Annotated in this window: 28 protein-coding genes; 14 read left to right on the plus strand and 14 right to left on the minus strand. The window is 67.8% G+C overall.

Going from position 1 to position 26,534, the window contains the following annotated elements:
- Nucleotides 1–94 precede the first annotated feature (94 nt).
- The gene (locus tag ACFPJ1_RS30655; protein WP_380109182.1) at nucleotides 95–928 is read left to right on the plus strand and encodes an NmrA family NAD(P)-binding protein; all 834 of its coding nucleotides are present in this window, start codon (nucleotides 95–97) and stop codon (nucleotides 926–928) included.
- A gap of 60 nt (nucleotides 929–988) precedes the next feature.
- Nucleotides 989–2,194, plus strand: coding sequence for an Rv2578c family radical SAM protein (locus tag ACFPJ1_RS30660; RefSeq protein ID WP_380109184.1), 1,206 nt, complete (start codon nucleotides 989–991; stop codon nucleotides 2,192–2,194).
- Between the two features lie 25 nt (nucleotides 2,195–2,219).
- On the opposite strand, the gene map is transcribed toward ACFPJ1_RS30660, so the two are convergent.
- Complete coding sequence (gene map / locus ACFPJ1_RS30665; RefSeq protein WP_380109186.1) at nucleotides 2,220–2,987, minus strand: type I methionyl aminopeptidase; 768 nt, start codon at nucleotides 2,985–2,987, stop codon at nucleotides 2,220–2,222.
- Nucleotides 2,988–3,040: 53 nt separating this feature from the next.
- Here map and ACFPJ1_RS30670 point away from each other — a divergent pair, with 53 nt between their 5' ends.
- From ACFPJ1_RS30670 to ACFPJ1_RS30680, 3 genes are all read left to right on the plus strand, one after another.
- Nucleotides 3,041–3,319 carry a helix-turn-helix domain-containing protein gene (locus ACFPJ1_RS30670; protein ID WP_380109188.1) on the plus strand — a complete coding sequence of 93 codons (279 nt, stop codon included), beginning with the start codon at nucleotides 3,041–3,043 and terminating at the stop codon, nucleotides 3,317–3,319.
- Nucleotides 3,320–3,405: 86 nt separating this feature from the next.
- Complete coding sequence (locus tag ACFPJ1_RS30675; protein WP_380109190.1) at nucleotides 3,406–4,554, plus strand: CapA family protein; 1,149 nt, start codon at nucleotides 3,406–3,408, stop codon at nucleotides 4,552–4,554.
- Between the two features lie 101 nt (nucleotides 4,555–4,655).
- Nucleotides 4,656–5,213: an rRNA adenine N-6-methyltransferase family protein gene (locus ACFPJ1_RS30680; protein WP_380109192.1), complete on the plus strand. Its 558-nt coding sequence runs from the start codon at nucleotides 4,656–4,658 to the stop codon at nucleotides 5,211–5,213.
- A 1,125-nt stretch (nucleotides 5,214–6,338) separates the two neighbouring features.
- Here the strand turns inward: ACFPJ1_RS30680 and ACFPJ1_RS30685 are convergent.
- Nucleotides 6,339–8,075, minus strand: a complete 1,737-nt coding sequence (locus ACFPJ1_RS30685; RefSeq protein ID WP_380109193.1) for an ABC transporter ATP-binding protein — start codon at nucleotides 8,073–8,075, stop codon at nucleotides 6,339–6,341.
- The gene (locus tag ACFPJ1_RS30690) at nucleotides 8,072–9,793 is read right to left on the minus strand and encodes an ABC transporter ATP-binding protein (RefSeq protein WP_380109196.1); all 1,722 of its coding nucleotides are present in this window, start codon (nucleotides 9,791–9,793) and stop codon (nucleotides 8,072–8,074) included. Before ACFPJ1_RS30690 ends, ACFPJ1_RS30685 begins: the two co-directional genes overlap by 4 nt.
- A gap of 184 nt (nucleotides 9,794–9,977) precedes the next feature.
- Between ACFPJ1_RS30690 and ACFPJ1_RS30695 the strand changes: the two genes are divergently transcribed.
- Entirely contained in the window at nucleotides 9,978–10,943 is a 966-nt protein-coding gene (locus ACFPJ1_RS30695) for a glycerophosphodiester phosphodiesterase (protein ID WP_380109197.1), read from the plus strand.
- Here the strand turns inward: ACFPJ1_RS30695 and ACFPJ1_RS30700 are convergent.
- Together ACFPJ1_RS30700 and ACFPJ1_RS30705 are read right to left on the minus strand one after the other, a co-directional pair.
- Nucleotides 10,940–12,217 (minus strand): M48 family metalloprotease, encoded by a 1,278-nt coding sequence (locus tag ACFPJ1_RS30700; RefSeq protein ID WP_380109199.1) that lies wholly within the window; start codon nucleotides 12,215–12,217, stop codon nucleotides 10,940–10,942. The genes ACFPJ1_RS30695 and ACFPJ1_RS30700 overlap by 4 nt on opposite strands.
- A gap of 172 nt (nucleotides 12,218–12,389) precedes the next feature.
- The gene (locus ACFPJ1_RS30705; RefSeq protein ID WP_241995717.1) at nucleotides 12,390–12,710 is read right to left on the minus strand and encodes a PspC domain-containing protein; all 321 of its coding nucleotides are present in this window, start codon (nucleotides 12,708–12,710) and stop codon (nucleotides 12,390–12,392) included.
- A gap of 151 nt (nucleotides 12,711–12,861) precedes the next feature.
- Here ACFPJ1_RS30705 and ACFPJ1_RS30710 point away from each other — a divergent pair, with 151 nt between their 5' ends.
- Complete coding sequence (locus tag ACFPJ1_RS30710; protein WP_380109201.1) at nucleotides 12,862–13,203, plus strand: MmcQ/YjbR family DNA-binding protein; 342 nt, start codon at nucleotides 12,862–12,864, stop codon at nucleotides 13,201–13,203.
- A 9-nt stretch (nucleotides 13,204–13,212) separates the two neighbouring features.
- Here the strand turns inward: ACFPJ1_RS30710 and ACFPJ1_RS30715 are convergent, their stop codons facing one another.
- From ACFPJ1_RS30715 to ACFPJ1_RS30725, 3 genes are read right to left on the minus strand one after another with little or no spacing between them, the layout of a single operon-like run.
- Nucleotides 13,213–13,440, minus strand: a complete 228-nt coding sequence (locus ACFPJ1_RS30715; protein WP_380109380.1) for an alpha/beta hydrolase family protein — start codon at nucleotides 13,438–13,440, stop codon at nucleotides 13,213–13,215.
- Nucleotides 13,434–14,039, minus strand: coding sequence for an alpha/beta hydrolase fold domain-containing protein (locus ACFPJ1_RS30720; RefSeq protein ID WP_380109203.1), 606 nt, complete (start codon nucleotides 14,037–14,039; stop codon nucleotides 13,434–13,436). The genes ACFPJ1_RS30715 and ACFPJ1_RS30720 overlap by 7 nt, the downstream gene beginning before the upstream one ends.
- Nucleotides 14,036–14,935: a GlxA family transcriptional regulator gene (locus ACFPJ1_RS30725; protein ID WP_380109205.1), complete on the minus strand. Its 900-nt coding sequence runs from the start codon at nucleotides 14,933–14,935 to the stop codon at nucleotides 14,036–14,038. The genes ACFPJ1_RS30720 and ACFPJ1_RS30725 overlap by 4 nt, the downstream gene beginning before the upstream one ends.
- 98 nt (nucleotides 14,936–15,033) lie before the next feature.
- On the opposite strand from ACFPJ1_RS30725, the gene ACFPJ1_RS30730 reads away from it, so the two are divergent.
- On the plus strand, nucleotides 15,034–15,462 hold the full coding sequence (locus ACFPJ1_RS30730) for a Rid family hydrolase (protein WP_380109206.1): 429 nt from the start codon (nucleotides 15,034–15,036) through the stop codon (nucleotides 15,460–15,462).
- On the opposite strand, the gene ACFPJ1_RS30735 is transcribed toward ACFPJ1_RS30730, so the two are convergent.
- Nucleotides 15,440–16,021: a GNAT family N-acetyltransferase gene (locus ACFPJ1_RS30735; RefSeq protein ID WP_380109207.1), complete on the minus strand. Its 582-nt coding sequence runs from the start codon at nucleotides 16,019–16,021 to the stop codon at nucleotides 15,440–15,442. The genes ACFPJ1_RS30730 and ACFPJ1_RS30735 overlap by 23 nt on opposite strands.
- A gap of 259 nt (nucleotides 16,022–16,280) precedes the next feature.
- Here ACFPJ1_RS30735 and groL point away from each other — a divergent pair, with 259 nt between their 5' ends.
- Nucleotides 16,281–17,906 carry a chaperonin GroEL gene (groL, locus tag ACFPJ1_RS30740; RefSeq protein ID WP_132298513.1) on the plus strand — a complete coding sequence of 542 codons (1,626 nt, stop codon included), beginning with the start codon at nucleotides 16,281–16,283 and terminating at the stop codon, nucleotides 17,904–17,906.
- 306 nt (nucleotides 17,907–18,212) lie between these two features.
- Nucleotides 18,213–18,671 carry a dihydrofolate reductase family protein gene (locus tag ACFPJ1_RS30745; protein ID WP_380109208.1) on the plus strand — a complete coding sequence of 153 codons (459 nt, stop codon included), beginning with the start codon at nucleotides 18,213–18,215 and terminating at the stop codon, nucleotides 18,669–18,671.
- Nucleotides 18,672–18,973: 302 nt separating this feature from the next.
- Here the strand turns inward: ACFPJ1_RS30745 and mraY are convergent, their stop codons facing one another.
- From mraY to ACFPJ1_RS30760, 3 genes are all read right to left on the minus strand, one after another.
- Complete coding sequence (gene mraY, locus ACFPJ1_RS30750) at nucleotides 18,974–20,059, minus strand: phospho-N-acetylmuramoyl-pentapeptide-transferase (RefSeq protein WP_380109383.1); 1,086 nt, start codon at nucleotides 20,057–20,059, stop codon at nucleotides 18,974–18,976.
- A 600-nt stretch (nucleotides 20,060–20,659) separates the two neighbouring features.
- Nucleotides 20,660–20,803, minus strand: a complete 144-nt coding sequence (locus ACFPJ1_RS30755; RefSeq protein WP_380109210.1) for a hypothetical protein — start codon at nucleotides 20,801–20,803, stop codon at nucleotides 20,660–20,662.
- Between the two features lie 30 nt (nucleotides 20,804–20,833).
- The gene (locus ACFPJ1_RS30760) at nucleotides 20,834–21,418 is read right to left on the minus strand and encodes a dihydrofolate reductase family protein (protein WP_380109212.1); all 585 of its coding nucleotides are present in this window, start codon (nucleotides 21,416–21,418) and stop codon (nucleotides 20,834–20,836) included.
- Nucleotides 21,419–21,647: 229 nt separating this feature from the next.
- Here ACFPJ1_RS30760 and ACFPJ1_RS30765 point away from each other — a divergent pair, with 229 nt between their 5' ends.
- Nucleotides 21,648–22,553 carry an aminoglycoside phosphotransferase family protein gene (locus tag ACFPJ1_RS30765; RefSeq protein ID WP_380109213.1) on the plus strand — a complete coding sequence of 302 codons (906 nt, stop codon included), beginning with the start codon at nucleotides 21,648–21,650 and terminating at the stop codon, nucleotides 22,551–22,553.
- Between the two features lie 178 nt (nucleotides 22,554–22,731).
- Here ACFPJ1_RS30765 and ACFPJ1_RS30770 read toward each other — a convergent pair whose 3' ends face one another.
- Nucleotides 22,732–23,703, minus strand: coding sequence for an NAD(P)-dependent alcohol dehydrogenase (locus ACFPJ1_RS30770; RefSeq protein WP_380109214.1), 972 nt, complete (start codon nucleotides 23,701–23,703; stop codon nucleotides 22,732–22,734).
- Here ACFPJ1_RS30770 and ACFPJ1_RS30775 point away from each other — a divergent pair.
- Both ACFPJ1_RS30775 and ACFPJ1_RS30780 read left to right on the plus strand, forming a co-directional pair.
- Entirely contained in the window at nucleotides 23,599–23,847 is a 249-nt protein-coding gene (locus ACFPJ1_RS30775; protein ID WP_380109384.1) for a hypothetical protein, read from the plus strand. The genes ACFPJ1_RS30770 and ACFPJ1_RS30775 overlap by 105 nt on opposite strands.
- Before the next feature lie 67 nt (nucleotides 23,848–23,914).
- The gene (locus ACFPJ1_RS30780) at nucleotides 23,915–24,619 is read left to right on the plus strand and encodes a hypothetical protein (protein ID WP_380109215.1); all 705 of its coding nucleotides are present in this window, start codon (nucleotides 23,915–23,917) and stop codon (nucleotides 24,617–24,619) included.
- A 27-nt stretch (nucleotides 24,620–24,646) separates the two neighbouring features.
- Here ACFPJ1_RS30780 and ACFPJ1_RS30785 read toward each other — a convergent pair whose 3' ends face one another.
- Complete coding sequence (locus tag ACFPJ1_RS30785) at nucleotides 24,647–25,543, minus strand: LysR family transcriptional regulator (RefSeq protein ID WP_380109217.1); 897 nt, start codon at nucleotides 25,541–25,543, stop codon at nucleotides 24,647–24,649.
- Nucleotides 25,544–25,617: 74 nt separating this feature from the next.
- Here ACFPJ1_RS30785 and dapA point away from each other — a divergent pair, with 74 nt between their 5' ends.
- Nucleotides 25,618–26,526, plus strand: coding sequence for a 4-hydroxy-tetrahydrodipicolinate synthase (gene dapA, locus ACFPJ1_RS30790; protein WP_380109218.1), 909 nt, complete (start codon nucleotides 25,618–25,620; stop codon nucleotides 26,524–26,526).
- The last annotated feature ends 8 nt before the right edge of the window (nucleotides 26,527–26,534 follow it).

Consider the following 26,534-nt stretch of genomic DNA (forward strand, 5'->3'; position numbering starts at 1 on the left):
AGTCGTGCACTGTCGTCGCCGAACTTTCTCATAGGCGCTGCGAGGCTATTCTCGTATACCCTACGAAAACTGGACCGGAGTGGAGGAGGGGCTGATGACGATCCTGGTGACCGGGGCGACGGGCAGCGTCGGGCGGCTGCTGGTCGATGAGTTGGTGGCGGCGGGTGCGCCGGTGCGGGCACTGACGGCGAACCCGGTGAAGGCGACCCTGCCAGGCGGAGTCGAAGTGGCCGAGGGGTATCTGGGGCGTCCGGCGACGCTGCCCGCCGCGTTGGCCGGGGTGGACACGGTGTATCTGGCGCCGCTGCCCGCGTATGTGGACGACTTCGTCGCCGCTGCGCAGGGGGCCGGCGTACGGCGGGTCGTCGTGCTGTCGGGGGAGCCCGCGGAGTACGAGGCGCAGGGGGATCCCGCGGCGTGGCACTACTACAAGGTGGAACGGGCGATCGAGGATGCCGGGTTCGAGTGGGTGCATCTGAGGCCGGGGCAGTTCATGAACAACACGCTCGACTGGGCCGGCTCGATCAAGGCGGAGGGGATCGTCCGGGCGCCTTATCCGGCGGCCGTGCAGACTCCGATCGACCTGGCGGACATCGCGGCAGTGGCCCGCGTGGTCCTGCTCGACGAGAGTTACACCGGGCGGAAGTTGACCATGAGCGGGCCCGAGGCGATCACCCAGCCCGAGGAGGTCGCGGCGATCGGCGCGGCGATCGGGCGGGAGTTGAAGTTCGAGGAGTTGACCCACGCGCAGGCGCTGGAACTCTGGACGCCGGTGATGGGGCCGGAGTCGGCCGAGTGGTTGCTGGACGGGTTCCGGATGATGTCGGAGTTCCGGATGACGCCCGAGACGACCGTGCTGGACGTGACGGGGCGCCCGGCGACGACGTACCGGGAGTGGGTCGAGGCCAATGCGGACGCATTCCGCTGACCGGACGGCCCGGCGGTGGGCGAGTTGAAAGCCCGGCGAACATGTGTTCGACTATAGTCCATGCGATGGGCCGGGCAGCGAATCGAAGCGGAGACACCGGGGACGTTGCCGGGCCTGGGGTCGATCGCCGGGCTGGTCCGGAGTGTGACCACGCCGGAATTCCAGGGGATCACTTTCCACGAGGTGCTGGCGCGCTCCGCGCTGAACTCGGTGCCGGGGACGGGGTTGCCGTTCAACTGGACGATCAACCCGTACCGCGGCTGCACCCATGCCTGCCGGTACTGCTTCGCCCGGCCGACCCACCGGTACCTCGAACTGGACCAGGGACTCGACTTCGACCAGCAGATCGTGGTGAAGACGAACGTCGCGGACGTACTGCGGCGCGAACTGGCCCGGCCGTCATGGCGTGGTGAACAGGTTGCCCTGGGCACCAATACGGATCCGTACCAGCGGGCCGAGGGGCGCTACCGGCTGATGCCCGGCATCATCGAGGCGCTGGCCGCCTCCGGTACTCCGCTGTCGATCCTGACCAAGGGGACTCTGCTCAGGCGCGACCTGGATCTGCTGGTGGCCGCGGCCGAGCAGGTCCCGGTCGGGCTCGGGGTGTCGCTCGCGCTCGCCGACGAGGAGCTCCGGCGGCTGGTCGAGCCGGGGGTTCCGTCGGTGCGCGGGCGGCTGGAGCTGATCCGCGCGATCCGCGAGGCGGGGTTGCCGTGCGGCGTGATGGTCGCCCCGGTGCTCCCGTGGCTGACGGACTCGTCGGAGCAGCTCGACCACCTCTTCGGCGAGCTCGCCGCGGCGGGCGCCACCGGAGTCACCACGCTGGTCCTGCATCTGCGGCCCGGCGTGAAGGAGTGGTTCATGTCCTGGCTCGCGCAGGAACGCCCCGACCTGGTGAGCCGCTACGACCAGCTCTACTCGCACGGCACCAACGCCCTGCCCAGCTTCCGCAACGCCTTCGAGGACAAGGTCCGCCCACTCCTCGACAAGCATGGCTTCGGCCGAGCCTCCCGCCACCGATCGAGCTCCGCCTCGGAGTCCCGGTCCACCACGGCGATGGGTGCCGGCATCCGCTCGACCAACGGCGTCGTCGAAGCCTCCGGCCCAGGCTCAGACTCCGGCTGGGGTGAACCAGACCCTTCCGACGACCGCTTCCGAGGCCCGAACCGCCGGCCCGACCGCGGCCGCTCTGGCGGCAGGTCCCGCCACCCAGCAGCCCCCGTCCCGGCCGCCACCCCAGGCCCAGAACAGCAGCCGCTCTTCTAGCGCCAGTCATCTGGTGGCCTGCGGCTCAGCGGGCGGTGAGGATTTCTGGGCCGTGGTCGGTGATGGCGACGGTGTGTTCGGCGTGGGCACCGCGGGTGTGGTCGGCGGAGCGGAGGGTCCAGCCGTCCTCGTCGATGACGTAGACGGTGCCGGGGCCCTGCCAGAACCACGGCTCGATCGCGATCACGTGGCCGGGACGGAGCTTGAGGCCGCGGCCCGGCTGGCCGCCGTTGGGAATGTGAGGGTCCTCGTGCATCCGGCGGCCGATCCCGTGGCCGCCGAAGTCCAGGTTGGTGCCGACGCCGGCGGCATGTCCGACAGCGCCGATCGCGGCGCCGACGTCACCCAGTCGTCCGCCGGGGACAGCCGCGGCGATCCCGGCCGCGAGCGCCTTCTCCGTGGTAGCGATCAACTCGAGGTCCTCGGCCCGCGGCGTACCGACGACGAAGCTCATGGCCGAGTCCGCGCACCACCCCTCGACCGAGGCGCCGCAGTCGACGTTCAGCAGGTCGCCGTCCGCCAGCCTTACGTCGCTCGGCAGTCCGTGCAGCACCGCGTCGTTGACCGACGTGCAGATGACTCCGCTGAACGGGCTGGTCGCGAAGCCGGGCTGATACCCCTCGAACAGCGAGACCGCCCCGGCCGTCCGCAGTACGTCGCGGGCGACCTCATCCAGTTCGCGCAGAGAGACGCCGACGGCAGCCTCTTTCTTGACCGCGGTGAGCGCGGCGGCGACCACCTGGCCGGCGGTGCGCATCTGCTCGATCTCCGCCGCCGTCTTCAGTTCCACCATCTTCTGAGTCCTCAACTTCGCGTGATAGTTATACCGGTACTATTATCACGCTCATGGTTCGACCACCGCTCTCCAGTTGGGACCGCGAACGCGGACGGCAACTCGGCGCCCTGCTGCGCGAGGCCCGCGGCGAGCGGAGCATGGTCGACGTCGCCGCCGCCTGCGGGGTGTCCGTCGACACCCTCCGCAAGATCGAGACCGGCCGGATCCCGACCCCCGCGCTGTTCACCGTCGCGGCCGTCGCCGCCACCCTCGACCTGTCTCTCGACGACCTGGTGCTGGCCTGTCAGGACACCAAACCAGCCAAGCGCAAGAGCGGCCTGATCGCCTAGCTCCTTCAACTTTCGCGTCCTCCAAGACGTCTCACCAGCAAGCCGGCGAGCAAGCACCGGCAACTCCGGGGACGAAGGACGACGGCGTGAAGACACGGTTGCTGGCAGCAATCCTGCTGCTCGCGGGCACGACGGCTCTGACCGGCTGCATCGCGGACACACAGGCTGCGGAGACCACCCCGTCGGCCAGGACCTCGACCGCGTCGAAGGGCACCATCCCGACAGCCAAGAGCGAACCTGACCGGATCACTTTGGTGGCGACCGGTGACGTCCTGCTGCACGAGCGGTTGTGGACGACGGCCAAACGCGACGGCACCAACGGCGCCTGGGACTTCGCTCCACTGCTGGCCGGTGTCAAACCCCTGGTCGAGTCGGCCGACCTGGCCGTCTGCCACCTCGAGACCCCACTCGGTACGCCGTACTCCGGCTACCCGCTCTTCCAGAGCCCGCCGCAGATCGTCCCGGCGCTCAAGCAGACCGGGTACGACGCCTGCTCGACCGCCAGCAACCACAGCTTCGACAAGGGCGCGACTGGCGTGGATCGCACGCTGGACACACTCGACAAGGCAGGCCTGAAGCACACCGGTACCGCGCGTACTCCAGAGGAAGCGGCGACTCCCACGATCGTCAGCGTGCAAGGCGTCAAGGTCGCTCTGCTCAGCTACACCTACGGCTTCAATGGCATGCCCTATCCAGACGGCGAGACCTGGCGGGCCGGGAAGCTCGACGTACCCAAGATCAAGGCGATGGCACACAAGGCCCGGGACAACGGTGCCGAGATCGTCGTGGTCAGCTGCCACTGGGGCGACGAGTACTCCAAGTCCGTCAACTTCCAGCAGCAGGACGTGGCTGCCCAGTTGCTTGCCGACAGCGACATCGACCTCGTGCTCGGGCACCACGCGCACGTAGTACAGCCGCTCCAGCAGCTCAACGGGAGGTGGGTCGCCTACGGCCTCGGCAACCTCGTCGCCGCGCATCGCGAGCCGGACAGCCCGAAGGCGGAGGGATTGCTGGTCCGCTTCGCCTTCCAGAGGTCGGGGGACCGCTGGAAGGTCGAGCAGGCGGAGTACGCGCCGCTGCTGATGACGGACGCCCTGCCCGTCCGCGTTCTCGACGTACGGCGTGAGCTGGCGAAGCCCGGGATCTCGGACACCCGCAGGTCCCGGCTGGAGCTGGCCGAGCGGCGGACCACCGCGACTGTCGAGTCGCTCGGCGCGGCGCCGGAAGAACTCTGAAGCCCCCAAGATTCGGCAGGGCGGTGAAAATGCTTTGAAAGCAAGGCGATCCGCACTCTAGGGTCGATGCATGTCTAACAACTTCTTCGTGATGGTTCGTCGTGCCCGGCTCCGGGCAGGCGAGGGGTGCCTGGGGATGGCATCCGCTCGATAGTCGTTGGGCCCAACGCGTCGTGGACGAAGCCGGGGTCAGACCCGGTGAACTCGTCCTCGACGTCGGTGCCGGCCTCGGTGCGCTGACCGCGCCGCTGGTACGGGCCGGAGCCCAGGTGGTCGCCGTAGAGCTCCACCCTGGTCGTGCCGACCGGTTGCGTCGGCGGTTCGCGGATTCGCCGGTGACGGTGGTTCGTGCTGATGCTGGTGATCTCCGGCTGCCCAACAGGCCGTTCCGGGTCGTCTCCAGCCCGCCGTACGGGATCTCTACCGCTCTGCTGAAGAGACTGCTCAAGCCCGGTTCACGCCTGGTGTCGGCGGATCTCGTGCTGCAGCGCCAATTGGTGAACCGCTGGGCCAACCACGATGCGCCCGCGGCTGCCCGCTGGAGCCGGTACTACGACCTGTCGATCGGGATTCGCCTTCCCCGCAAGGCTTTCACCCCACCACCCCATGTCGATTCCGCCGTCCTGGTCCTGCGCAAGCGTGGCCGGACCAAATCCTAGCGCCCTGCGTCGGATGTTCTTCGGCGCTTGCGGCGCCCAGGCACGCACCCGACCACCGCAATCACTCAAACAACATCCGACGCAGGGCGCTAGCGGACCCCAGGAGGGCGCGAACCCTCGCCCGCGCAGCCGCACAGTGTGCTCCGCCCGTGCCGTGGGGGTTCGCCCACTGTCAGAGCAGTGGGGTAACCCCCAGAGCAGTGGGGTAACGCCCAGAGCAGTGGGGTAACGCCCAGAGCAGTGGGGTAACGCCCAGAGCAGTGGGGTAACCCCCAGAGGAGGCAGCGAACCCGCAGAGCACCAGTGCACCCCCGGAGGGCGCGAGACCTCGTCCGCCGCAGCCGAAGAGTGTGCTCCGCCCGTGCTGTGGGGGTTCGCCCACTGTCAGAACAGTGGGGTAACCCCCCGAGGAGGCAGCCAACCCCCACAGCACTAGCGGACCCCCCGAGGGCGCGAAACCTCGCCCGCGCAGCCGCAGAGTGTGCTCCGCCCGCGCCGTGGGGGTTCGCCCACTGTCAGAACAGTGGGGTAACCCCCAGAGCAATGGGTAACCCCAGGGCAGTGGGGTAACCCCCAGAGGAGGCAGCGAACCCCCACAGCACCAGGGAGGCTTCGCCTCTGACCGCCGAGTGTGGGGCTGGCGTGGGTGCCATGGCGCGGGACAGCCTGGGCTATGGCGACGGTGACGACCTCGCCCCCCTCCGCCTCAACCGGCTCATCCAGCGACGGCAAGGAACCAACACCTACGACCTCACACCCGACGGACCGATCGGCACGGTGCTCTTCCCGATCGGACAACGAGTCGCGATCTTCTCCACCAAAGTCCACGACCGCCTCCTCAGCCCCCTCCTCGCCGACCACCCCCCGCCCCCACCGAAGCCCGACAAGCACTGGCCACCATCGACCGCCACGTCCGCAGCCGCATCGACCACGAACGCCTGCAAAGGCCGCCTGAAAACTCACGACAAACGCCACACTCCTAGCGGCCAAGCACCGCTAGGAAGCCGAAGGGCCCTGCTCCTCGGCGGGTTCACATGGTCGTCGAGGAGCAGGGCCTTTCGCGTTTACCGACCATGCGGGCTCAGCCGCGCCTGCTCAGCCGCGCCAGCTGACCGTGCCTGGAGCTCAGCCGTGCCAGGAGTTCCAGAGGGCGGCGTACGAACCCTGCCGCGCGACCAATTCGTCGTGGCTGCCGAGCTCGCTGATCCGGCCGTCCTCAACCACGGCGACCCGGTCCGCGTCGTGCGCGGTGTAGAGGCGGTGGGCGATCGCGATCACCGTACGACCCTCGAGCACCGCTGCCAGCGAACGCTCCATGTGGCGAGCGGCTCGCGGGTCGATCAGCGAGGTCGCCTCGTCGAGCACCAGCGTGTGGGGATCGGCCAGCACCAGCCGGGCAAGTGCCAATTGCTGCGCCTGCGCCGGCGTCAACGCGACCTGCCCCGAGCCGACCCGAGTGTCCAGCCCGTCGGGCAGAGCCTCGGCCCACTCACGAGCATCCACAGCCTCGAGCGCATCGAGCAGGTCGCCGTCGGAGGCGTCTGCGCGCGCCATCACCAGGTTGTCCCGCAGCGTGCCGACGAAGACATGGTGCTCCTGGGTGACCAGCGCGACCTGCTTGCGCAGCTCGTCCAGCGGTAGTTCGGTCATCCCGACGCCGCCCACCGTGACGGAGCCCGTGCGCGGCGGGTGGATGCCCGCGACCAGCCGGCCCAGGGTGGACTTGCCCGCGCCGGACGGTCCGACCATCGCGATCCGTTCGCCCGGCTGGACGGTGAGCTCCACCCCGTGCAGCACGTCCCGGCCGTCGACGTACGAGAAGCGAACGTCGCGTGCGGCGACCACCTCGCCGTCGGGAGCGCGTCCCGAGGGCGTCCGGTCGTCCGGCACGTCGGTGATGCCGAGCAGCCGGGCCAGTGAAGCCGCACCAACCTGCAACTCGTCCATCCAGGAGATCAGCCGGTCCACCGGATCGATCAGCTGGTTCACATACAGCACAGCTGCGGTGACCGCGCCGAGCGAGACGTGCCCGTTGATGTGCAGCCAGCCGCCGAAGAGCAGCGTGCCGACGATCGGGACGAGATACCCGACCTCCACCACCGGGAACCACACCGTGCGCAGGTGCAACGTGTACCGCTCGGCGTTGTACGACCCGCGGATGTCCCGGTCGGTACGCCGCACGCGGTCGTCGTACCGCTGGAGGGCCTCCACGGTGCGGGCGCCTTCGACGGTCTCGGCGAGCGAGCTCGTCATCTGCGCGTACGCCGCGTTCTCCCGCAGGTACCCGTCCTTGGCGCGGCGCAGGTACCACCGGGTGCTCAGCGCGAGCACCGGCACCATCGCGAGCAGCGGGACGAGCACCCAGACGCCGACGAGCAGGGTCGCGCCGACCGTGAACAGCACGGTCACAAACGCCACGATCGTCTCCGGCACCGCGAACCGCACGGTCCTCGACAGCGCGTCCACGTCGCGCGAGGTGCGCGACAGCAGGTCACCCGTGCCGGCTTGCTCGACCGTGCCGATCGGCAGCGCGAGGGCGTTGTCGACGAACTCCTCGCGTAGCTCAGCCAGCACCTGCTCGCCAAGCGCGAACGAGCGGTACCGCGCCCACCGGGTGAGCAGCGACTGCGCGACGATGAACACCGCGATCACCAGAATGATCTGGTTCACCTTGCCTGCGGTGGTGCCTTGCTGGACGTCCTCGACCAGCCTGCCGATCAACGGCGGCGCGGCCAGTCCGGACACAGCGGCCAGCGAGTGCAGCCCCATCGTGATCAGCAGCTCCCGCGGGTGCCGCCGGGCCAGTCGGCGGGCGTGACGGCGCACCTCGGCGGAGTCCGCCACGGGCAGCATCTGCCTCATGCGAGCACCTCCTCCTCTTCGGTCTGCCTGGTCACGGTCCTGCGGTACTGCCGATCGGTGTCGAGCAGCTCGCGGTGCTCGCCAACAGCAACCACTCGGCCGGCCGCCACGAAGATCACCTCGTCGACGCGGTCGAGAAGCAACGGGCTCGACGTAAGTACGACGGTGCTCCGCCCGGCGCGGTGCTCCCGGAGCCGCTCCGCGATCCGCGCCTCGGTGTGCGCGTCCACCGCGGAGGTCGGCTCCACCAGCACCAGCACCGACGGGTCGGCCAGCAGCGCGCGAACGAGAACCAGTCGCTGCCGCTGTCCGCCGGAGAATGAGCGGCCCTTCTCCTCGACCGTGGAGTCGAGCCCGTCGGTCAGCGCGACGAGCACGTCCTCGGCCGACGCGGTATGCATCGCGGCCATCAACTCCTCGTCGCTGCGCCGGCCGTTCGGGTCGAGCTCTTCGCGCAGCGTCCCGGTGAACATCTGCGCGCCGGTATCGCTGACGAAGATCCGCCCGCGCACATCCGCACGGGTCGCACTCGCCAGCGTGACCCCGCCGTAGCGGACCTCGCTGGAGTCGTCGTATCGGCCGAGGCGGTCGGCCAGCACTGCGGCGCGGTCGGGCTCGGCCGAGACGATCGCGGTCAGCAGGCCGTCGCGGGCACGGATGCCGGATACGGGGTCGACGAGGTCGCCACGATCCGGCAGCCCGACTGGGGTCGCAGGGTCGACGATGTCGGAGGTCAGCGACAGCACCCGGTTCACCCGGCGGGCGGCGACGAGGCCGCGCATCAGCTTGTCGGCGGCCTCGGTCGCGGTCCGCAGCGGCATCACCAGGAACGTCGCGTAGCCGTAGAAGGCGACCAGCGTGCCCGCGCTCAGCTCGCCCCGGAGCGCGAAATGCGCGCCGAGACCGACCACGATCACGATGAAGATGCCGGGCAGGAACACCTGGGCGGCGTCGAGCACCGACTGGATCCGGGCCACCTTCACGCCCGCGCCGCGAACCCGCTGCGACTCGCGCCGGTACCGCGTCGAGAACGAGTCCTCGCCGCCGATCCCGCGAAGCACCCGTAGACCGGCCACGATGTCCGAGCCGAGCGAGTTCAGCTCGCCGACCGCCTCGCGGTGCGCGGACTGCCGTTTGTGCAGCGGCCGCAGCATCGGGCCCAGGCAGAACAGCATGACGGGCACGCCGATCAGCACGACCAGACCGAGCAGCGTCGACAAGGAGAGCAGGATCACCGCGACCACGACGAAGGCGACGATCGCGCCGGCGAACCGGGCGACCACCTCGAGCACATTCCCGATGTACGCCAGGTCGCTGGCGCCGACGCTGACGACCTCACCGGTGGCCAGGTTCTTCGGCAGCGTGGCGCCGAGGTCCGCCGACTTGCGGGTGACGACCTGGACCGTGCGGTAGGCGCCGCTCAGCCAGTTCACCACCGCGAACCGGTGCCTCATGATGCCCGCGAGCGCTTGCAGCACGCCGACCGCGAACAGCGCGGTGGTCCACAGCAGCAGCCGCTCGGTGTCGCCCGCGGCGATGCCCTCGTCGATCGCCTTGCCGAGGATCGCCGGCACGAACGCCTGCGCTCCCATCCAGAGGATGCCGAACGCCATCCCGCCCACGAGCGTGGCCTTCTGACCGCTGGCCACCCACAACAGGTAGCGGGCCGGCGAGCGGTGATCAGGTGTGCCGGGATCGGCGACGGGAAGTTGTCTCATAACCCTTCGAGGCTATGCGTGGCCACCGACAAAAGCATTCGAATTAAAGGGCACCCGAGCGCCGGACGGTCACTTCCCAGGCCGTAGCCGACCGAGACCGGGAGAACACACTTGGTGTTCCGGCTTCATCTTGCGTTGGGCAACGAGTTCCTGGGCCGCCACCTGCACCGCCTGTGCTGGCTCCATGCTGGTGATCGCGCATCGGGGAGCGAGTGGCTACCGCCCGGAACACACGCCGGCGGCGTACCGCCTGGCTGCGGCCCTGGGGGCCGACTACCTGGAACCCGACCTGGTCGCCACGCTCGACGGCGTCCTGGTCGCCCGGCACGAGAACGAGATCTCCGGTACGACGGACGTCGCGGACCACGCGGTGTTCGCCGACCGCAGGATCACCAAGATCGTCGACGGCACCGCGGTCACCGGGTGGTTCGTCGAGGACTTCACCTACGCCGAGCTCAGCACCCTCCGAGCCCGGGAACGGATGCCCGCCCTCCGCGCGGCCAACACGGCGTACGACGGGCGCGAGCCGATCCCGACCTTCGACGACGTGGTCGCGATGGCCCGGCAGGAGTCGGCCCGGCTCGGCCGCCCGATCGGGGTGATCCCGGAGATCAAGCACCCGGCGTACTTTCGCCACCTCGGGCTGCCGCTGGAGGAACTGCTCGCGGAACGCCTGGACGCCCTCGGCCTGCACAAGGGCGAGGTGATGATCCAGTCGTTCGAGCCGACCAGCCTGCGCCGCCTCTCGGTGATGACCGAGGTCCCGCTGGTGCAACTGGTGGACTGCGAGAGCGCGCCCAACGACTTCCTCCGGCACGGCGACGGCCGGACCTTCGCCGACCTGATCGAACCCGCCGGGCTGCGCGAGATCTCGACGTACGCGCAGGTGCTGGCACCGCACAAGGACCTGGTCATCCCGCGGACCTCGGCCGGGTGCCTCGGCGAGCCGACCCGCCTGGTGGACCAGGCACACCGCGCCGGCCTGTCGGTTCAGCCCTGGACCTTCCGCGCGGAGCGCCGCTTCCTCCCGACCGGCCTCGACCTCGCCGGTGAACTGGACCGCTTCGCCGCCACCGGCATCGACGGCGTCTTCGCCGACCACCCCGACGTAGCGGTCGCCGTCGCAGCCAAGAAGACCCTCAAGGTCTAACGCGGCAACTCCTGCCGCAACTCTTCGAGCACAACCTCGGCCGTCGGCTTCAGCTCCTGGTCGATGGCCCGAGCCTGATCCGTCCCTAGTACTACGAGCGCGTGCTGGGCGGGCCTGGTCCGGACCAGCTTCGTGCGCAGGTACGTCGGCGGGTGCGTCGAGTCGATCTGGGTGTCGCGCAACCGGCTGAGGCGAACCTGTCGCTCGATCTCGCGGGCAGGGACCTCGGCGGCGGCCCGGCGTACCGCTTCCAGCGGTTCCACGTCCTTGTCGAAGCGCAGTGCGCGCTCGAGTGCCCGGCAGGAGGACTCAGCGAGCAACGTCCGCTCCAGCGCCCAGGCGGTCGCGTCGGAGCCGGCGATCTCCGCCGCCTTACGGTCCGCGAGGTACTCCGACCGCTGGTTGCTGCGGAAGTTCACCTTCTCCAACAGCCAGGCATAGCTGCGCGCCGCGCCACCGATAACGGCGTTCAGGATCCTGGTGACGAGTGCCGGGGTCGGATCGTGGTCCAGCCAGACTGCGTACGCGACGTCCTCGCGGTACCGGTCGTACGGCTGCTCGCTGAAGGTCTTCCGGAGTTCGTCGAGCACTTGGGCGGCCGCACCGACCACCCAGCCATGCCGGGCGTCGCCATTCTTGCCGTGCCCGAGCTCGTGCGCGAGGATCGCGACCCGCTCTTGCGGCCCGAGGCCGGTCCAGAGCGGCAGGCCGATACCGATCACCGGGCGGAAGCGCCAGCCGATCGGGGCGAACCAGATGTTCGGCTCTGCGTCGACGGTCACGGCTGCGATCGGCTTCGTCCCGATCGCCGCGGCGATCTCGTCCAGCAGCGCGAACAGGGCAGGCGCCTGCTCCCGGTACAGGAGGTGGGCGTCAGGGTCCAGCCGGTGGGCTCGGGGACGGAGGAGGACCGCCATGCCGAAGGGGATCACCGACAGCGGGATGCTGAGCCAGAGCGGGCGGTAGAAGGTCAGCAGGGCGACACCGCCGAGAAGGCCGGCCAGAGGAAGAAGTAGTACTAGTGCCGACAACAGGTATGCCCCGAGCCGGGCGGCGTCCCATCCCGGGCGGTGGATGCCACCGCGCTCGAGTTCGCGGTACAGCGTGTCGGCGAGGCGTTGCTCGAGCCGTTGTCGCCAGGCGGGCTGGTCGGCTTCAGCCGACGACGGGTCGACGTTCCAGTCGCACTTGTCGCACCAGGTGACGTATCGCCGGTCAAGGCGGATCTGCTGGGCGCATTGGGGGCAACGAGTGACGCCCTCTTGGGTCTGCACCGAAGCAGTGTGACACCGCTTCGGCTTGTTGCTTCGGATTGCTTCGGTTGGGGTTGGTGCCGTCTCAGGCGGATCGGCCTGAGACGGCCGGAGGGACGGACTGCACGGCAGCAGGGTGAGGGCGCCTCGGGCCTATCAGGAGGCTGGTCAGCTTGCTGCCGTGCAGGGACCGTCAGGCCGCCGGCGGCTTGTCGTCATAGATCCGGGCGGCGATGTCCGACTCGGGGTTGGACTGCTGGTGGTTCTGCTGGACGTTCTGCCAGACGGCCTTGCCGTCGGCCTCCGGCATCACGATCCACGCGATCACGTAGCCGATCAGCGCGGTACCGCCGGTGATCAGGGTCAGGCCGACGATGGCGAGCCGGACAAGCGTGGCGTCGATGCTGAAGTACTCAGCGAGGCCGCCCGAGACGCCCGAGAGCATCCGCTGGTCGCGCGATCGGCGAAGGGTCTTGCCGGACAGGTTCGAGAAGGGTGCGGTGGAGTTCGTCATGTCCATAAGGTTGCTGCACGCAGGCCCTGGTCCACATCAGGATCGGTACCGACCCGACCCTGGTCCCATCCCTGACCCCGGTCAGCGCCGGTCGTCGGCGCCCCTGACGACTTTCGTCAGGTTTGTCGGTGCCGGGTCTTACCGTCGGAGCATGGATGCTGCGGCTGTGCAGAAGCTGATGCTCGGGCTGCCCGGGGTGGAGGAGCACGAGGGCTGGGCGGGACAACCCGCGTTCAAGGTGAAGAACAAAGGGTTCGTCTACCTGTCCGGGGACGAGACCTCGGTGATGCTGAAGGCGCTGCGCGAGGAGCAGGAGGCGATGGTCGCGGAGGATCCCGAGGCCTACACGCCGTCCTGGTCCGCGGGCCGCTTCGGCTGGCTGGAGGCCGACCTCGCCGCTGCCGATGAGGACGAACTCCGCGAACTCCTCACCGAGGCGTGGCGCCTGACCGCCCCGAAGTACCTGATAGCCCAGCTGGACGAGCGGCCCTAGCCGTCGGGCTCAACGCAGTACTGCGCGCAGCCAGGCGGCCGTGGTCGCGAGGTTCGGCGGACTGTCGAACTCGGCATCCTCATGCCCGGCACCCGCCAGCAGTTCGAAGCGGCTCCGGGCGCCGGCCCGGGCGAGTGCGTCGTGCAGGGCGAATCCCTCCGCGGGAGGAACGATGCGGTCGCGGTCGCCGTGGACGATCATGAACGGCGGCGCCTGCGGTGAGACCCGCGTCAGCAGACTGAACCCCGGGCCCGCTCGGCCAGCTGAGCCGGATCGGCCGTGCCCAGCAGGTCTGCCTCGAACCGGAACGGCAGCAGCTGCGCCTCCAGTTCAGTGCGCGCCGCCGACGCCGCCAGATCCGTCTGCCCGAACCAATGCACCACAGCCTGTACTGCGCTGGGCTGGCCGTGGTTGCCGCCGACTGCACCTTCCAGTTCGCTGTCGCCGTCGGACAGGGCCAGCAAGGACCCGAGGTACGCGCCTGCCGAAGCACCCCACATCCCGATCCGGTCGGTAGAGAGCCCGAGGCTCGGCCCATGCGCCCGCAGCCAGCGCACGGCTCCTTTGAGGTCGTGCAGCTGCTGGGGGAACACCGCGCGCGGGGCGAGTCGGTAGTCGACAGACACCACGGTCACGCCGAACGCGGCCAGCGGGGCGAGTCGCTTGGGGCCGTCCTGGACCTTGTCTCCTATGCTCCACCCGCCGCCGTGTGCGTAGACGACGACCGGCGTATCGGGTTCGGCGGGACGGTAGATGTCGAGGCGCAGGTCCTCGCCCTCGACGGTCGCGTACGTCAGGTCCCGCTCGACCGTGACCTCATACTCTCCGGCGGTCATGCCTCATCCACCTGGCTCGACTTGCGGTAAGTGCTGGGGGTGGTGCCGACCTCGCGGCGGAAGGCCGAGCGGAAGTTCGCGGCGGTGCCGAAGCCGGTGGCGGACGCGATCCGCTCGACCGGCCAGTCCGACTCCTCCAGCAGGCGGCGGGCGCTGAGGATCCGCTGAAGGACGACCCAGCGCATCGGCGGTAGCCCGGTCTCGCGCTCGAAATGCCGGATGAACGTCCTGCGCGGCAGGTTGCCGTGATCGGCCGTTTGCTGCACGGTGAGCGGTTCCCCGATGTTCTGCATCGCCCATTCCCTGGTGGCGGACAGGTCCGAGCGCGGCGGGGTCAGGACGTCGACATACTGCCGTTGGTCGCCGCTGCGGGCCGGACCGGCGACGACGTGCTTCCCCGCCTCGTACGCCGCTGCCGCGCCGAAGTCCGACGCGATCACGTGCAGGCAGGCGTCGATCGCGGCTCCGCCACCGGCCGAGGTCAGGATCTTGCCGTCCTCGACGAACAGCCGGTTCTCGAGCACGTTCACCAGCGGATAGTCCTCGCGCAGGCAGGCGACGTACTCCCAGTGGGTGGTCGCGTCGCGTCCGTCCAGGATCCCGGCAGCCGCCAGAGCGAGGGTTCCGGTGCAGATGCCGAGGATGCGGGCGCCACGGTCGGCGCTGAGCCGGATCGTGTCGAGGTACTCCGCCGGGAGTGGCGCCTCCGGACGATCGAAGCCCGGCACCACCACGATGTCGGCGGTCGCAGCCGCGGACAGCGGATGGGTGGCCATGACCTCGCCACAGACGATCACCTGGTAGCCGCTGTGCCTGCCCAGGACGTGCAGGGGAATGCTGAGGTCGAGCGTGATGAGACGCGGTACGGCGAGGATCGCGACCGTCAGTCCGGACATGGCACCATCCTTGCTCACTTTGGCATCGCCCTCCCTGGTGACAGCGGTCCACGACTCCTACGGTTGATTCAGCATTCATCTTCTCCGTTGGGAGCAACGTGACCAGTACACGTGTGGAGAACCTCGGGGTTCCGTGGGAGGACGCCTACGGCTACGTGCAGGCGATCCAGCGTGGGGACACCATCTACGTCTCCGGGCAGTTGTCCCACCAGGGCAGCGACCTGGTAGCGCCGGCGCCGGTCGACGAGCACGGTGTGGTGACGGACTTCTCCGCGATGGGCGAGCAGATGCGCCAGACGTACCAGAACGCCGAGGAGTTGCTGCGCCGTTTCGGTGCCTCGCTCGACGACGTGGTCGAGGAGGTCCTCTACGTGCTCGACATCGACGCGGCCTTCGCGGTGGCGGGCCAAGTGCGCAAGGCGGCCTACCGGCGGGAGGACCCCCAGGTGGCGAGCACGCTGGTCGGTGTCACCAGGTTGGCCTTCCCCGAGCAACTCCTCGAGATCAAGTTCGTCGCGCGGGTCTAGTCGTCCGGCGGACCAGAACCCATTGTGGGGAAGTCCGGCTGACCTCCTTGAAGCCGGCTGCCAGGAACACCGACAGCGGACCGCGGTACAGGTCGGCGGACGAGGTTCTGCCGGTCGCGGCGGTGTCCACCGCGCAACCCTCGACGTGCTGTGCGCCCTGCTTGCGGGCGAAGTCGATCGCTCCGATCAGGAGTTCCCCGGCTACGCCCTGTCGCCGATGACCGACCGGTACGACGAAGCAGGTGATCGCCCAGGCGTCGGGATCGCCGCCGCGCCAGTTCGGGGAGGCGACCACCCGGGGGTAGGCGGAGCGTGGAGCCACCGCGCACCAGCCGACCGGCGTACCGGTTTCGTCGGTGGCCAGGACGCCGGGTGGGACGTCGGCGCAGACCTGGGACTCCAGGGCCGAGCGGTGGGCGGCGGGGGAGGCGTCGGACCACTTCTTGCCGCGGAGCCGGAAGTACTGACAGAAGCAGCGGGACGGGTCGCCGCGCTCGCCCATCACGGCGACCACGTCGTCCCACCGCTCCGGCCCGGCCGGCCGCACATCCAGAGTCACCGCAGCACGGTAGCGCCGGGTGGCGGCCGCTGTTCAGGGGATGGGGTCCGGCTTGCACTCGGTTGGGTCGAGTGCTAATACTTGGTTAGCACTCGCCGGGCGAGAGTGATAACCACCCACGCCCGGGAAGTGTGACCATAGACGGCCTCGATGAGGTACCGGAGGGGTGGCGGGACGTGACCGCCGCACCGAAAGTACCGTCCGTCGCGGGCATCCGGCCGGCTGAACCAAAAACTCGACGCGGGAGGACTCGCGGAGAATGCCCAAGCTGATTTCTTTCAATGAAGAGGCGCGCCGTGGCCTCGAGCGGGGTATGAACACCCTCGCCGACGCCGTGAAGGTGACGCTCGGCCCCAAGGGTCGCAACGTCGTGCTGGAGAAGAAGTGGGGCGCCCCCACGATCACCAACGACGGTGTCTCCATCGCCAAGGAGATCGAGCTCGAGGACCCGTACGAGAAGATCGGGGCCGAGCTCGTCAAGGAAGTTGCCAAGAAGACCGACGACGTCGCTGGTGACGGCACCACCACGGCCACCGTGCTGGCCCAGGCTCTCGTTCGTGAGGGTCTGCGCAACGTCGCCGCCGGCGCCAACCCGATGGGCCTGAAGAAGGGCATCGAGAAGGCTGTCGAGGCCGTCAGCGAGCAGCTGCTCGCGCTGGCGAAGCCGGTCGAGACCCGTGAGCAGATCGCGGCCACCGCCTCGATCTCCGCCGCGGACAGCCAGGTCGGCCAGATCATCGCAGAGGCGATGGACAAGGTCGGCAAGGAAGGTGTCATCACCGTCGAGGAGAGCAACACCTTCGGTCTGGAGCTCGAGCTCACCGAGGGCATGCGCTTCGACAAGGGCTACATCTCGCCGTACTTCGTGACGGACACCGAGCGGATGGAAGCGGTCCTCGACGACCCGTACATCCTGATCGTGAACAGCAAGATCTCCAGCATCAAGGACCTGGTCCCGGTGCTGGAGAAGGTGATGCAGACCGGCAAGCCGCTGGCCATCATCGCCGAGGACATCGAGGGCGAGGCCCTGGCGACCCTGGTCGTGAACAAGATCAAGGGCACCTTCAAGACCGTCGCCGTCAAGGCGCCGGGCTTCGGTGACCGCCGCAAGGCCATGCTCGTCGACATCGCCGTCCTCACCGGCGGCGAGGTGATCTCCGAGGAGGTCGGCCTCAAGCTCGACTCCGTGGACCTGGAGCTGCTGGGCCAGGCCCGCAAGATCGTCGTCACCAAGGACGAGACGACCATCGTCGAGGGCCAGGGCGACGCCGACCAGATCTCCGGCCGGGTCAACCAGATCCGCGCCGAGATCGAGAAGTCGGACTCCGACTACGACCGCGAGAAGCTGCAGGAGCGGCTGGCCAAGCTGGCCGGTGGCGTTGCGGTGATCAAGGTCGGCGCGGCCACCGAGGTCGAGCTGAAGGAGCGCAAGCACCGCATCGAGGACGCCGTTCGCAACGCGAAGGCGGCCGTCGAAGAGGGCATCGTCGCCGGTGGTGGCGTGGCTCTGCTGCAGGCGAGCGTGATCGCGTTCGAGAAGCTGGAGCTCGAAGGTGACGAGGCCACCGGTGCCGCCATCGTGCGGTCCGCGGTCGAGGCGCCGTTGAAGCAGATCGCCGTGAACGCCGGCCTCGAGGGCGGCGTCGTGGTGGAGAAGGTTCGCAACCTCGAGCCGGGTCACGGTCTGAACGCCGCGACCGGTGAGTACGTCGACCTGATCGCCACCGGCATCATCGACCCCGCCAAGGTCACCCGTTCGGCGCTGCAGAACGCAGCCTCGATCGCGGCGCTGTTCCTCACCACCGAGGCAGTCATCGCCGACAAGCCCGAGAAGGCCGGTGCCGCCCAGGGCGGTGCCCCCGACATGGGCGGCATGGACTTCTGATCCCCTGAAGTCCCGCAAGACAAGGGCGGTCCCGGGTTTCCCCGGGACCGCCTTCTTGTTGTTCTGTGCCTGCGGACCTGCAGGGAACCAGGTCGCCAAGGACGTTCGGGACAGAGCACGCCAGCGGATCCTGTTAGGCGGTGGCCACGACTGCCCAGCGCCGGATTCTTTCAATGGCTCTGTCAATGAAGACGAGTCGGAGCATGCCGCTCCAGCCTCGACGGCTTCGGCTCCTACAACAGCAGCGGCGACTGGGGCGGCTACTGGGGCAAACAAGGCCCCGAGTTCCTCGACCACCGCCTCGCCTTGTACGGCGAGGGGCAGCGGATGGTCCTCGGGGCCAACACCTATCGGCAATTCGTCCAGGCGCTCGGCCCGAGCACCGAGGAGTCCAAGGTGGACGACCCAGTGAACACCCGGATGATGAGCCCGCCGACAACCGTGGTGTCGACCACACTCGAAGGACCCCTCGACTGGCCGGACGCGACCCTCGTGAGCGGCGACGCCGTCGACCTTGTCGCCCGGCTCAAGGAGGAGTCCGAGGTGCCGTTGCGCTCCAACGGCAGCCTGTCGCTGAACCGGGCGTTGATGGCCGCCGGTCTGGTCGACCGCGTCCAGGTGACGATCTTCCCTGTGATCACCGGCCAGACCGGACTGGACCCGATCTTCCAGGGTGCGGCCGACTTCGACCTCGAGCTGATCGAGAGCCGGACGCTCGACGGCCACACCCAAGAGCTGACCTACCGGCCCACCCTGCATGTCTAAGTCCAACCCAGCAGAGCCGGCAGCCAGGAAAGCTCTGACCTGACGACACAGCTCGCTGCGACATGACTCGGCTCGTAACGCGAATGGCGTCAAACGGCGCTGGCAGAGGGGCTAGACGGGGTGAGAAACCGGACTAGCGGAGTCTGACGTTGTCCACCGGTGGTGCTGCCATGGCCCTCATAATCCCCTGCTCAAGGGGTCGAGTCCCGGGACCGGATGTCAACACGCGTCGGTGGGTGTTCATGTGCTTCCTCTTCTTCGTCCTCGAGGCTGTTTGAGACCGAGCTCAGTTGCTCTTGGGCTCAGGCCAGCCAAGAGGCATAAAAGATCCCGAGCCCGGTCGCGACGAAGATCCCGGCGACGATCCAGAAGCGGATCACTACGGTGACCTCGTCCCATCCCAGGTGTTCGAAGTGATGGTGAACGGGAGCGATTCGGAAAATGCGACGCCCCGTGCCCGTGAGTCGCTTGGTCAGCTTGAAGCAGATCATTTGCAGCAGCACGGACATGGTCTCGAGCACGAACAGTCCGGCGACGACGGCCATCAGGAGCTCGGTTCGAGACATGATTGCCAGACCGGCCAAGGCGCCACCGATGGCGAGGGAGCCGACATCGCCCATGATGATCCGTGCGGGCTTGGCGTTCCACCAAAGGAAGCCGATACAAGCTGCAGCGATGGCGGCCGCGAAGACCGCGAGGTCGAGAGGGTCGCGCACCTGGTAGCACTGTGACTCCACCACAGTGGGCCGCGAGGAGTCGCACAGCTGGTTGTTCTGCCAGATATTCACGATGGTGTACGCGCCGAAGATCAACGCCGAGGCGCCGGCGAGCAGCCCGTCGGCACCATCAGTGAGATTGGCGCCGTTGGAGGTCGCGGTGACGAGGAACCAGATCAATAGCAGGACCACGATCAGGGGCAGCTTGATCCCCCAGTCATGAGTGGTCGAGATGTACTGCGACGCCGGCCTGACACCGCGCTCGTCGGCGAAGAATTGCGTGGACAGGACCCCGAAGACGAGCGCGACCAGCGTCTGACCCGCCATCTTGGCCCGACTACTCAGACCCTGGTTGTTCTGGGTATAGACCTTGATGAAGTCGTCGAGGAACCCCACTACCCCGCAGCCGAAGAACAGCAACATCAGGAGCCAAGCGCTGGCACTCGGCCGCCCGCCGGTCAAGATCGTTGCCGTCAAATATGCCGCGGTGGCACTCAGCAGGATCACGAGACCGCCCATGGTCGGCGTACCCCGCTTGACATGATGTGTCGTCGGTCCGTCGTGCCTGATCGGCTGGCCGAAGCCGCGACGGGCGAACCATCCGATAGCGATCCGGGTCCCCAGCAGCGAGCAGACCGTCGCCAGCGCGCCGCTCAGGAGTATTGCCCGCATAACATTCAGCCCTCTCGGCCATTCGGGTGGTCGATCCCTTCGAGGCAAGAGGGAGTCGCCTCGCCGATTCTGGGGTACGAGAATCGGCAAGTCGGACAAACCTAGCGAAGATGCAGGTCCCAGCAGGCCGCGACGTGGATCGCACGTCTGTACCAAGGCGCCCGCGGCGCGCAGCGTGGCAGTGCGACCAGTTGACATCAGAACTGTTATCGGCTCGGCCGCAGGTTGTCTGGCTCCGCCTGCCCGATCCGAATCCGACTCGGCGTTCACAATGTCCGATACCGTTCGGGTCCAAGAACGCTCTGCCGTGCGGCCGAGACGGCCAGCCGTCGCGTGACGCGAGTCGTGACGCGAAATGGTGTCAAAGGGGCGATGGCAGAGGGCTAGATGAGGTCGGAAGCCCGACTAGCCGAGCCTGAAGTTGTCGAGTGGCGTGTTGCCATGGCTCGCATAATCCCTGGATCATCGGCTCGAGTCTCCGCGACCGCCAACGCTCGACCTCGTCGTGGAACGACGATGAGCGCGTCGAGCGTGCGCATGCACTACGCAACCGGGCGGTCGCCCGTCGTGCGAGACTTCGGCCGACCAGATGGTCGCCGGTCAGAGTCCTCCTGCTCCCCACTCGGACGACTTGCCCTCACCCTCGATCCTCACCTTCTTGGCGACCGCTCGAGGGTTGTTGTCCGTCAGCGGCGCCCGACGGTGCTTTATGTCGTAGACGATGGCCCAGATCGCACCTTGCATCTAGTAGGTACCTCTGTGCTCGAAGGGCGTCTAGCGAACCACACGGTAGTCGACGAGGAGGTGGCCACTAGGTGAGGCAGTGCTGCGGATCGTCTCGAGCCGTGTGGGCGGCAACCCGTCGAACAGTCGTTGTCCGCTCCCGACGATCGTCGGCGCGATAACGAGCCTGAGCTCGTCGACGAGGTCAGCAGCAAGCAGCGTCTGGGTGACCGAGATGCTGGCGTGGACGCCGATATCGCCGCCCTGCTGACCCTTCAGGTGCCGCACGAAATCGACCAGCCCGCCGTCGATCACGCGCGAGTTGGTCCACTCGCGTTCGAGCGGCGTCGACGTTGCGACGTACTTGGGAACGGCGTTGATGAAGGAGGCGAAAGGCTGGATCTCGCTGCCTGGCCAGAACGCAGCCCATTCGTCGTAGCTGCGGCGGCCGAGAATGACCGCGTCCTGGGTTTCGATGAGTTTGGCGCCGCTGGCATCCGTTTCGTCGTCCCAAGCGGTGATGAACCGGTCGGGAGCCTCAGCCACTCCATCGAGAGACAGGAAGTAACCGGCGACTACCTTGCGCGGGGCCTGGCCGGTCTTCTCGACGGTGTCGGGTTGGGCCTGGAACGACATGGTGGGGCTCCTTCGGAGGATGTCGTGAGTGGTTGATGGTCACCTCTACGTCGAACGTGGCACGTGCATTTCGACACCGATGCAGAGGAACTTCTCGCGCGCGTTCAGGTCAGCATGGTGGCAGGACCACGTTGCCGGACGCACCCTCATAGCCGCGATCCGTGCTGACCTGGGTTGAGTAGCGTCCCCTTGAACCGAGCCCGCTAGTCGAACGAAAGGTGCTCATGTCGTGGCGCCCAAGATGAATCCCGACGAGATCGATATCAGCCAGACCCTGGTAAGCGGGCTGATCACCAGCCAGTTTCCGGATTGGGCGCACCTGCCTCTTGCGAAGGTCAGCTCGGCTGGTACCGACAACGCGATCTACCGGCTGGGCGATGCGATGGCTGTACGCCTGCCGCGCCTAGGTAGAGCCGCCGCCATGGTGGCCAAAGAGCAACGGTGGCTACCGCGACTGGCTTCACAGTTGCCGTTGTCCATACCAGTGCCGCTCGCCGCCGGCGTCCCTGAAGGGGAGTTCCCCTATCCCTGGTCGGTGTATCGGTGGTTGGCCGGCGAAGATCTGGCAGCCCAGGCGGATGTGGACCTCTGCGACGTGGCCAGCCGGCTTGGCGAGTTCATCGCCGCACTCCGGCGCATCGACACCGCTGCCGCGCCAGTATCACCGCGGGCAACTCCGATCGACGTCCGTGACAACGAAGTCGTTCGCGTGACCATCCGTCGGTTGAGCGAGGAAGGCGATCTCGATGGAGATGCGGCGGTCGCGGTCTGGGAGTCGGCCCTGGCTGCTCCCGTCTGGAACCGTCCGTTGGTGTGGATCCACGGCGATCTGTTTCCCTCCAACCTGCTCGCCGTGCTCGGTCGATTGGCAGCAGTTATCGACTTCGGCCTACTAGGACTTGGTGATCCAGCGACCGACATGCTTCCGGCCTGGACCTTGTTGACTGCTCGGAGCCGTGAGTTGTTCCGTGCCGCTGTGGAAGTTGACGATGCGACCTGGGTCCGAGGCCGTGGCTGGGCGCTCAGTGCCGGGTTGGGGGCGGTGCGTGTCTATCGCAAGACCAACCCTGTCCTTGCGGCTGCCGGTCAGCACGCCATTGACCAGGTGGTCGCCGATCACCAGAACTCGACCTGATCAAACCAGCAGCACGACCTGCAAGCCGGGCAGAGGTTGGCCGTGCGATCAGCGTTCGATTGACGACGGCCAATCTGAGACACTGTGGACATCGCTGGGGCGTCATAAAGGTCACCCGTTTCTGACCGAACGTACAGCGACCGAGGAGTCTGTCCGGGCGAACTGCGCGCTGTGGGTGTTATCGCGGCGGCTCGACCTCGATCACGACGTTGCCGATCTTTTGCCCCGTCTCGACGTACCGGTAGGCCTCGACGATCTGGTCAAATTGGTAGCGCCTGTCGATGACCGGCCTGAAGATTCCCGACTCGATCAGTTCCTTCAGGTGCCTCACGATCGCTTGGCTGTCCCTCGGAGTCGGGAACCTGACTGTCTTGCCAGGAAGCAGCGGGGTGACGAGTGCGAGGACCGGGTTCTGGCATAGCGGACCGAGGTCGGAGGACAGATACGACCCGCCTCGTTTCAACAGTCGCCGACAGCGGCCGAAGGTGCTCTTGCCGACCGCGTCGAGCACCACGTCGTACTGCTGGTTGTCCTTGGTGAAGTCCTCCATCGTGTAGTCGATGACCCGGTCGGCTCCCAGGCCCCTGACCAGTTCGAGGTGGGCGGTGTCGCAGACGGCGGTCACCTGGGCTCCAAGCCCCTTGATGATCTGAACCGCCGCTGAGCCGATCGCTCCGGTTGCGCCGTTGACCAGGACGGCCTGGCCATGCTGGATCTTGGCCTTCCTGATGAACGCGAGGGCATAGTGCGCACCTTCGGTGCTCGGGGCAACCTCGACGAAGGTCAGGTTCGCCGGAATGCTGGCGATCGAACCGTTCACGGGAACGCTAAGGAGCTCGGCATGGCAGCCGAATCGTCCCTCGCTGTAGCCGAAGACGCGCTCACCGATCTTGAATGCGGTGACACCGGCTCCGACAGCCTCGACCACCCCGGCGAACTCGGTTCCCATGATCGTCACTCGTGGCTTTCTCAGTCCGGTGAAGAACCTCGTGATGAAAGGCCTGGCCGCCCGAAAGCCGCAGTCGGTTCGGTTCACCGTCGTCGCGTGGATCCTCACAAGCACCTCGTTCCCCCGAGGGACCGGCTCTTTCACCTCCTCGATCCGAACGACATCGGGTGGGCCGTACCTGGTGTGAACCGCTGCCCTCATGAACGAAGGCTACCGAGTGGCAAGGGCCTGGAGCTCGACTCGGTACTGATCGCCGCCCCCGCCGCGATCATCAGCGACATCAAGCAGGCGGCCCGGCACCCCGGCACCAGGTTTCAGATCTGCGGCGAGTGCGGACCGCGGTAACACTCGAGGCAGGTGGACCGATGTGACGTGCGCTGTACTTCGTCGTGGTAGTCGTCAAGGAGATCGCATGCGTCCGCTGGCCCTGATCGTTGCGCTCGTGCTGGCCGTCGCCGGCTGCGGCTCCCAGGCCGATATCGGCGACGAACAGCCAGGTCCCGCGAGCCCGTCGGCGTCGCAGGCTGCGGTGACACCCGCCGTACCGCTGTCCGCGGCACGATCATTGGCGGCAGCTCTTACGCTGCGGGATCTGCCGAAAGGCTGGGATGGGGGTGCGGCCGCGGATCCGTACCTGGGGACAGAGGTCAACGGGCGGCCAGGCGAGTTCGAGCCGGCGAAGTGTTCGGTGATCCTCCATGCGCACGACGAGCTGGGCAAGCCCCTGACAGCTGTCCGGGGTTCCTACTTCTTGAGGGCGGAGAGCCAGTCGATACTTCAAAACATTGGGTCCTGGCCCGAGCAGCAGCCGTCGCTCACGCAGAAGGTGACCGATGCGTTGACTGGCTGCACGAGCTTCAAGGTGACCGCCGCGCTGGTACTCGATGAGTCGAGCTTCACTACGAGGCGCCTGCCCCTTCCTGGCCTGGCTGACGCTGTTGCGGTGCGGCTCGACGGCACTGGTGAACTCGCCGGTCTCTGGAGGTACGTCATGTATGCCGTGAGAGGTGGCACCGTGCTCCACCTCGATGCGACAGGTGGTAAGGGGTTCGGAGACGCCGACTTTGCTCGGACGGCGGGCAAGGCGGTCGCGAGGCTCGACGCGGCAATCGGGTAGTACGCGGTCAGGCGTGGCGGCGTGCGGCTAGTGCGGGTCTCGGCACTCTGCGAGGACCGCTTGGATGGCTGGGCTGGCGTTGGCGCTGCGGCGCCAGGCCGCGTGGACCTCGCGCTTTGGTTGTCGCCGCAGGGGCCGGGCGACGAGGCCTTCTCCCAAAGGTGGGCGGGCGAGGCGGGGGATCAGAGCGATGACGTTGCCTGAGGCGACCAGCGACAACTGGGTGGCGAAGTCGTCGATCAGATGGCGTACGTCGGGGTCTTCGGCCACGTCTGCGAACAGGCGGCGGAACCACTGGTGGCACACCGAGCCGGGCGGGCTCGTCACCCACGCGTGGCCGGCCAGGTCGGCGCCGGCGAGTGGCCCGTCGAGCCGGGCGAGCGGATGCGTTCGGCTCATGACGACGTCGCCGACGTCGGTGTGCAGGTGGCGCTGGGTCAGGGACGGTGGCAGCGGAGCCGGTAGTCCGTCGGCGTCGTGGACGAGGGCAAGGTCGGCGGTACCGGCATCGACGCTGTGGAGGGCTTGATCGGGGTCCTGCTCGGTGATGTGCACGCGGAGGTCCGGGCAGCGCGTCGACAAGCGCGGAAGGGTAGGCGCGAGAAGCCCGCGGATGGCGGTCGAGAAGGCAACCACCCGAAGGATGCCACGCGGCGCGCCCTCCGAGACTGACTGAGCGGCCTCGGCGCAGCGCTCGAGCGCCTGGAACACCTCGGGCGCTGAGTCGACGATGGCCTGCCCGGCCGGAGTGAGCACGACCCCGCGGCCCGCCGGCGCAAGCACCGGCACACCGACCTGGCGTTCCAGCCTCTTGATCTGCTGCGACACCGCCGAGGCCGTGAACCCGAGCTCATCGGCGGCCCGTGCCAGCGTCCCGAGAGCAGCCACCGACCGCAACGCGCGCAAAGCTCCGACCTCAATCATGAAGGCAGGCTACGCAATACCGGCAAGAAAGCATCGCTGGACCACAGCTATCGGGCCGAGGCAGGATCCCAGCCATGACCGATCTGCAGAACCCTGCTGACCAACCCTTCGGCTCCAACCTCGTCGCCATGGTGACCCCGATGCACCCCGACGGCACGATCAGCGAACCTGGGGTCGCCAACCTCGTTGACCACCTGCTGACGACAGGGTGCGACGGAATCGTCGTCGGCGGGACCACCGGCGAGTCGCCCACTCTGACCGAAGCCGAGGCAGCCCGGCTCGTTCGTGCCGTGGCGGCCCAGTCCAACAACCGAGCCCGGGTGGTCGCCGGTATCGGCACCTACGACACGGCCGTCAGTATTCAGCGGGCCCGCGAAGCCGAGGCTGCCGGGGCGGATGCGCTGCTGCTCGTCTGCCCCTACTACTCCAGGCCCACTCAGGCTGGGGTGGTGGCCCATTGCGTGGCGGTGGCCGACGCCACCGAGCTGCCCGTGATGCTGTACGACGTCCCCGCCCGCGCAGGCATCGCGATGGAGGCGCCCACGCTGATCGAACTCGCCGGCCACCCCCGGATCCGAGCGGTCAAGGACGCCAAGGGCGACCTGTTCGAAGCGATGTCCGTGATGGCTCGTACGTCGCTTGCCTACTACTGCGGCATCGATGAACTCAACCTGCCCTACCTCGCATGCGGCGCCAGCGGTGTGGTCAGCGTCGTGGGCAATGTCGTTGCCGACCGCAACGCCGGCCTCATCCGAGCGGTTCGCAGCGGCGACCTCCACTCGGCGAGGGCGATCCAAGGTTCGCTGATTCCCTTGGTGGACGCCATCATGCGCACCTCCCAAGGGGCCGTCATGGCGAAGGCCGCGCTGGCGGAGCTCGGGATCATCCCGCACGCAACGGTGCGCCTTCCGCTGGTCGAGTCGCCGCCGCCTCACCTCCAGCGGCTTGCGGATGCGCTGGCGACCATCGCAGTCCCTGTCTGAGCGAGCAC

It is taken from the genome of Kribbella qitaiheensis (assembly GCF_042657745.1).
Lineage (GTDB): Bacteria > Actinomycetota > Actinomycetes > Propionibacteriales > Kribbellaceae > Kribbella > Kribbella qitaiheensis.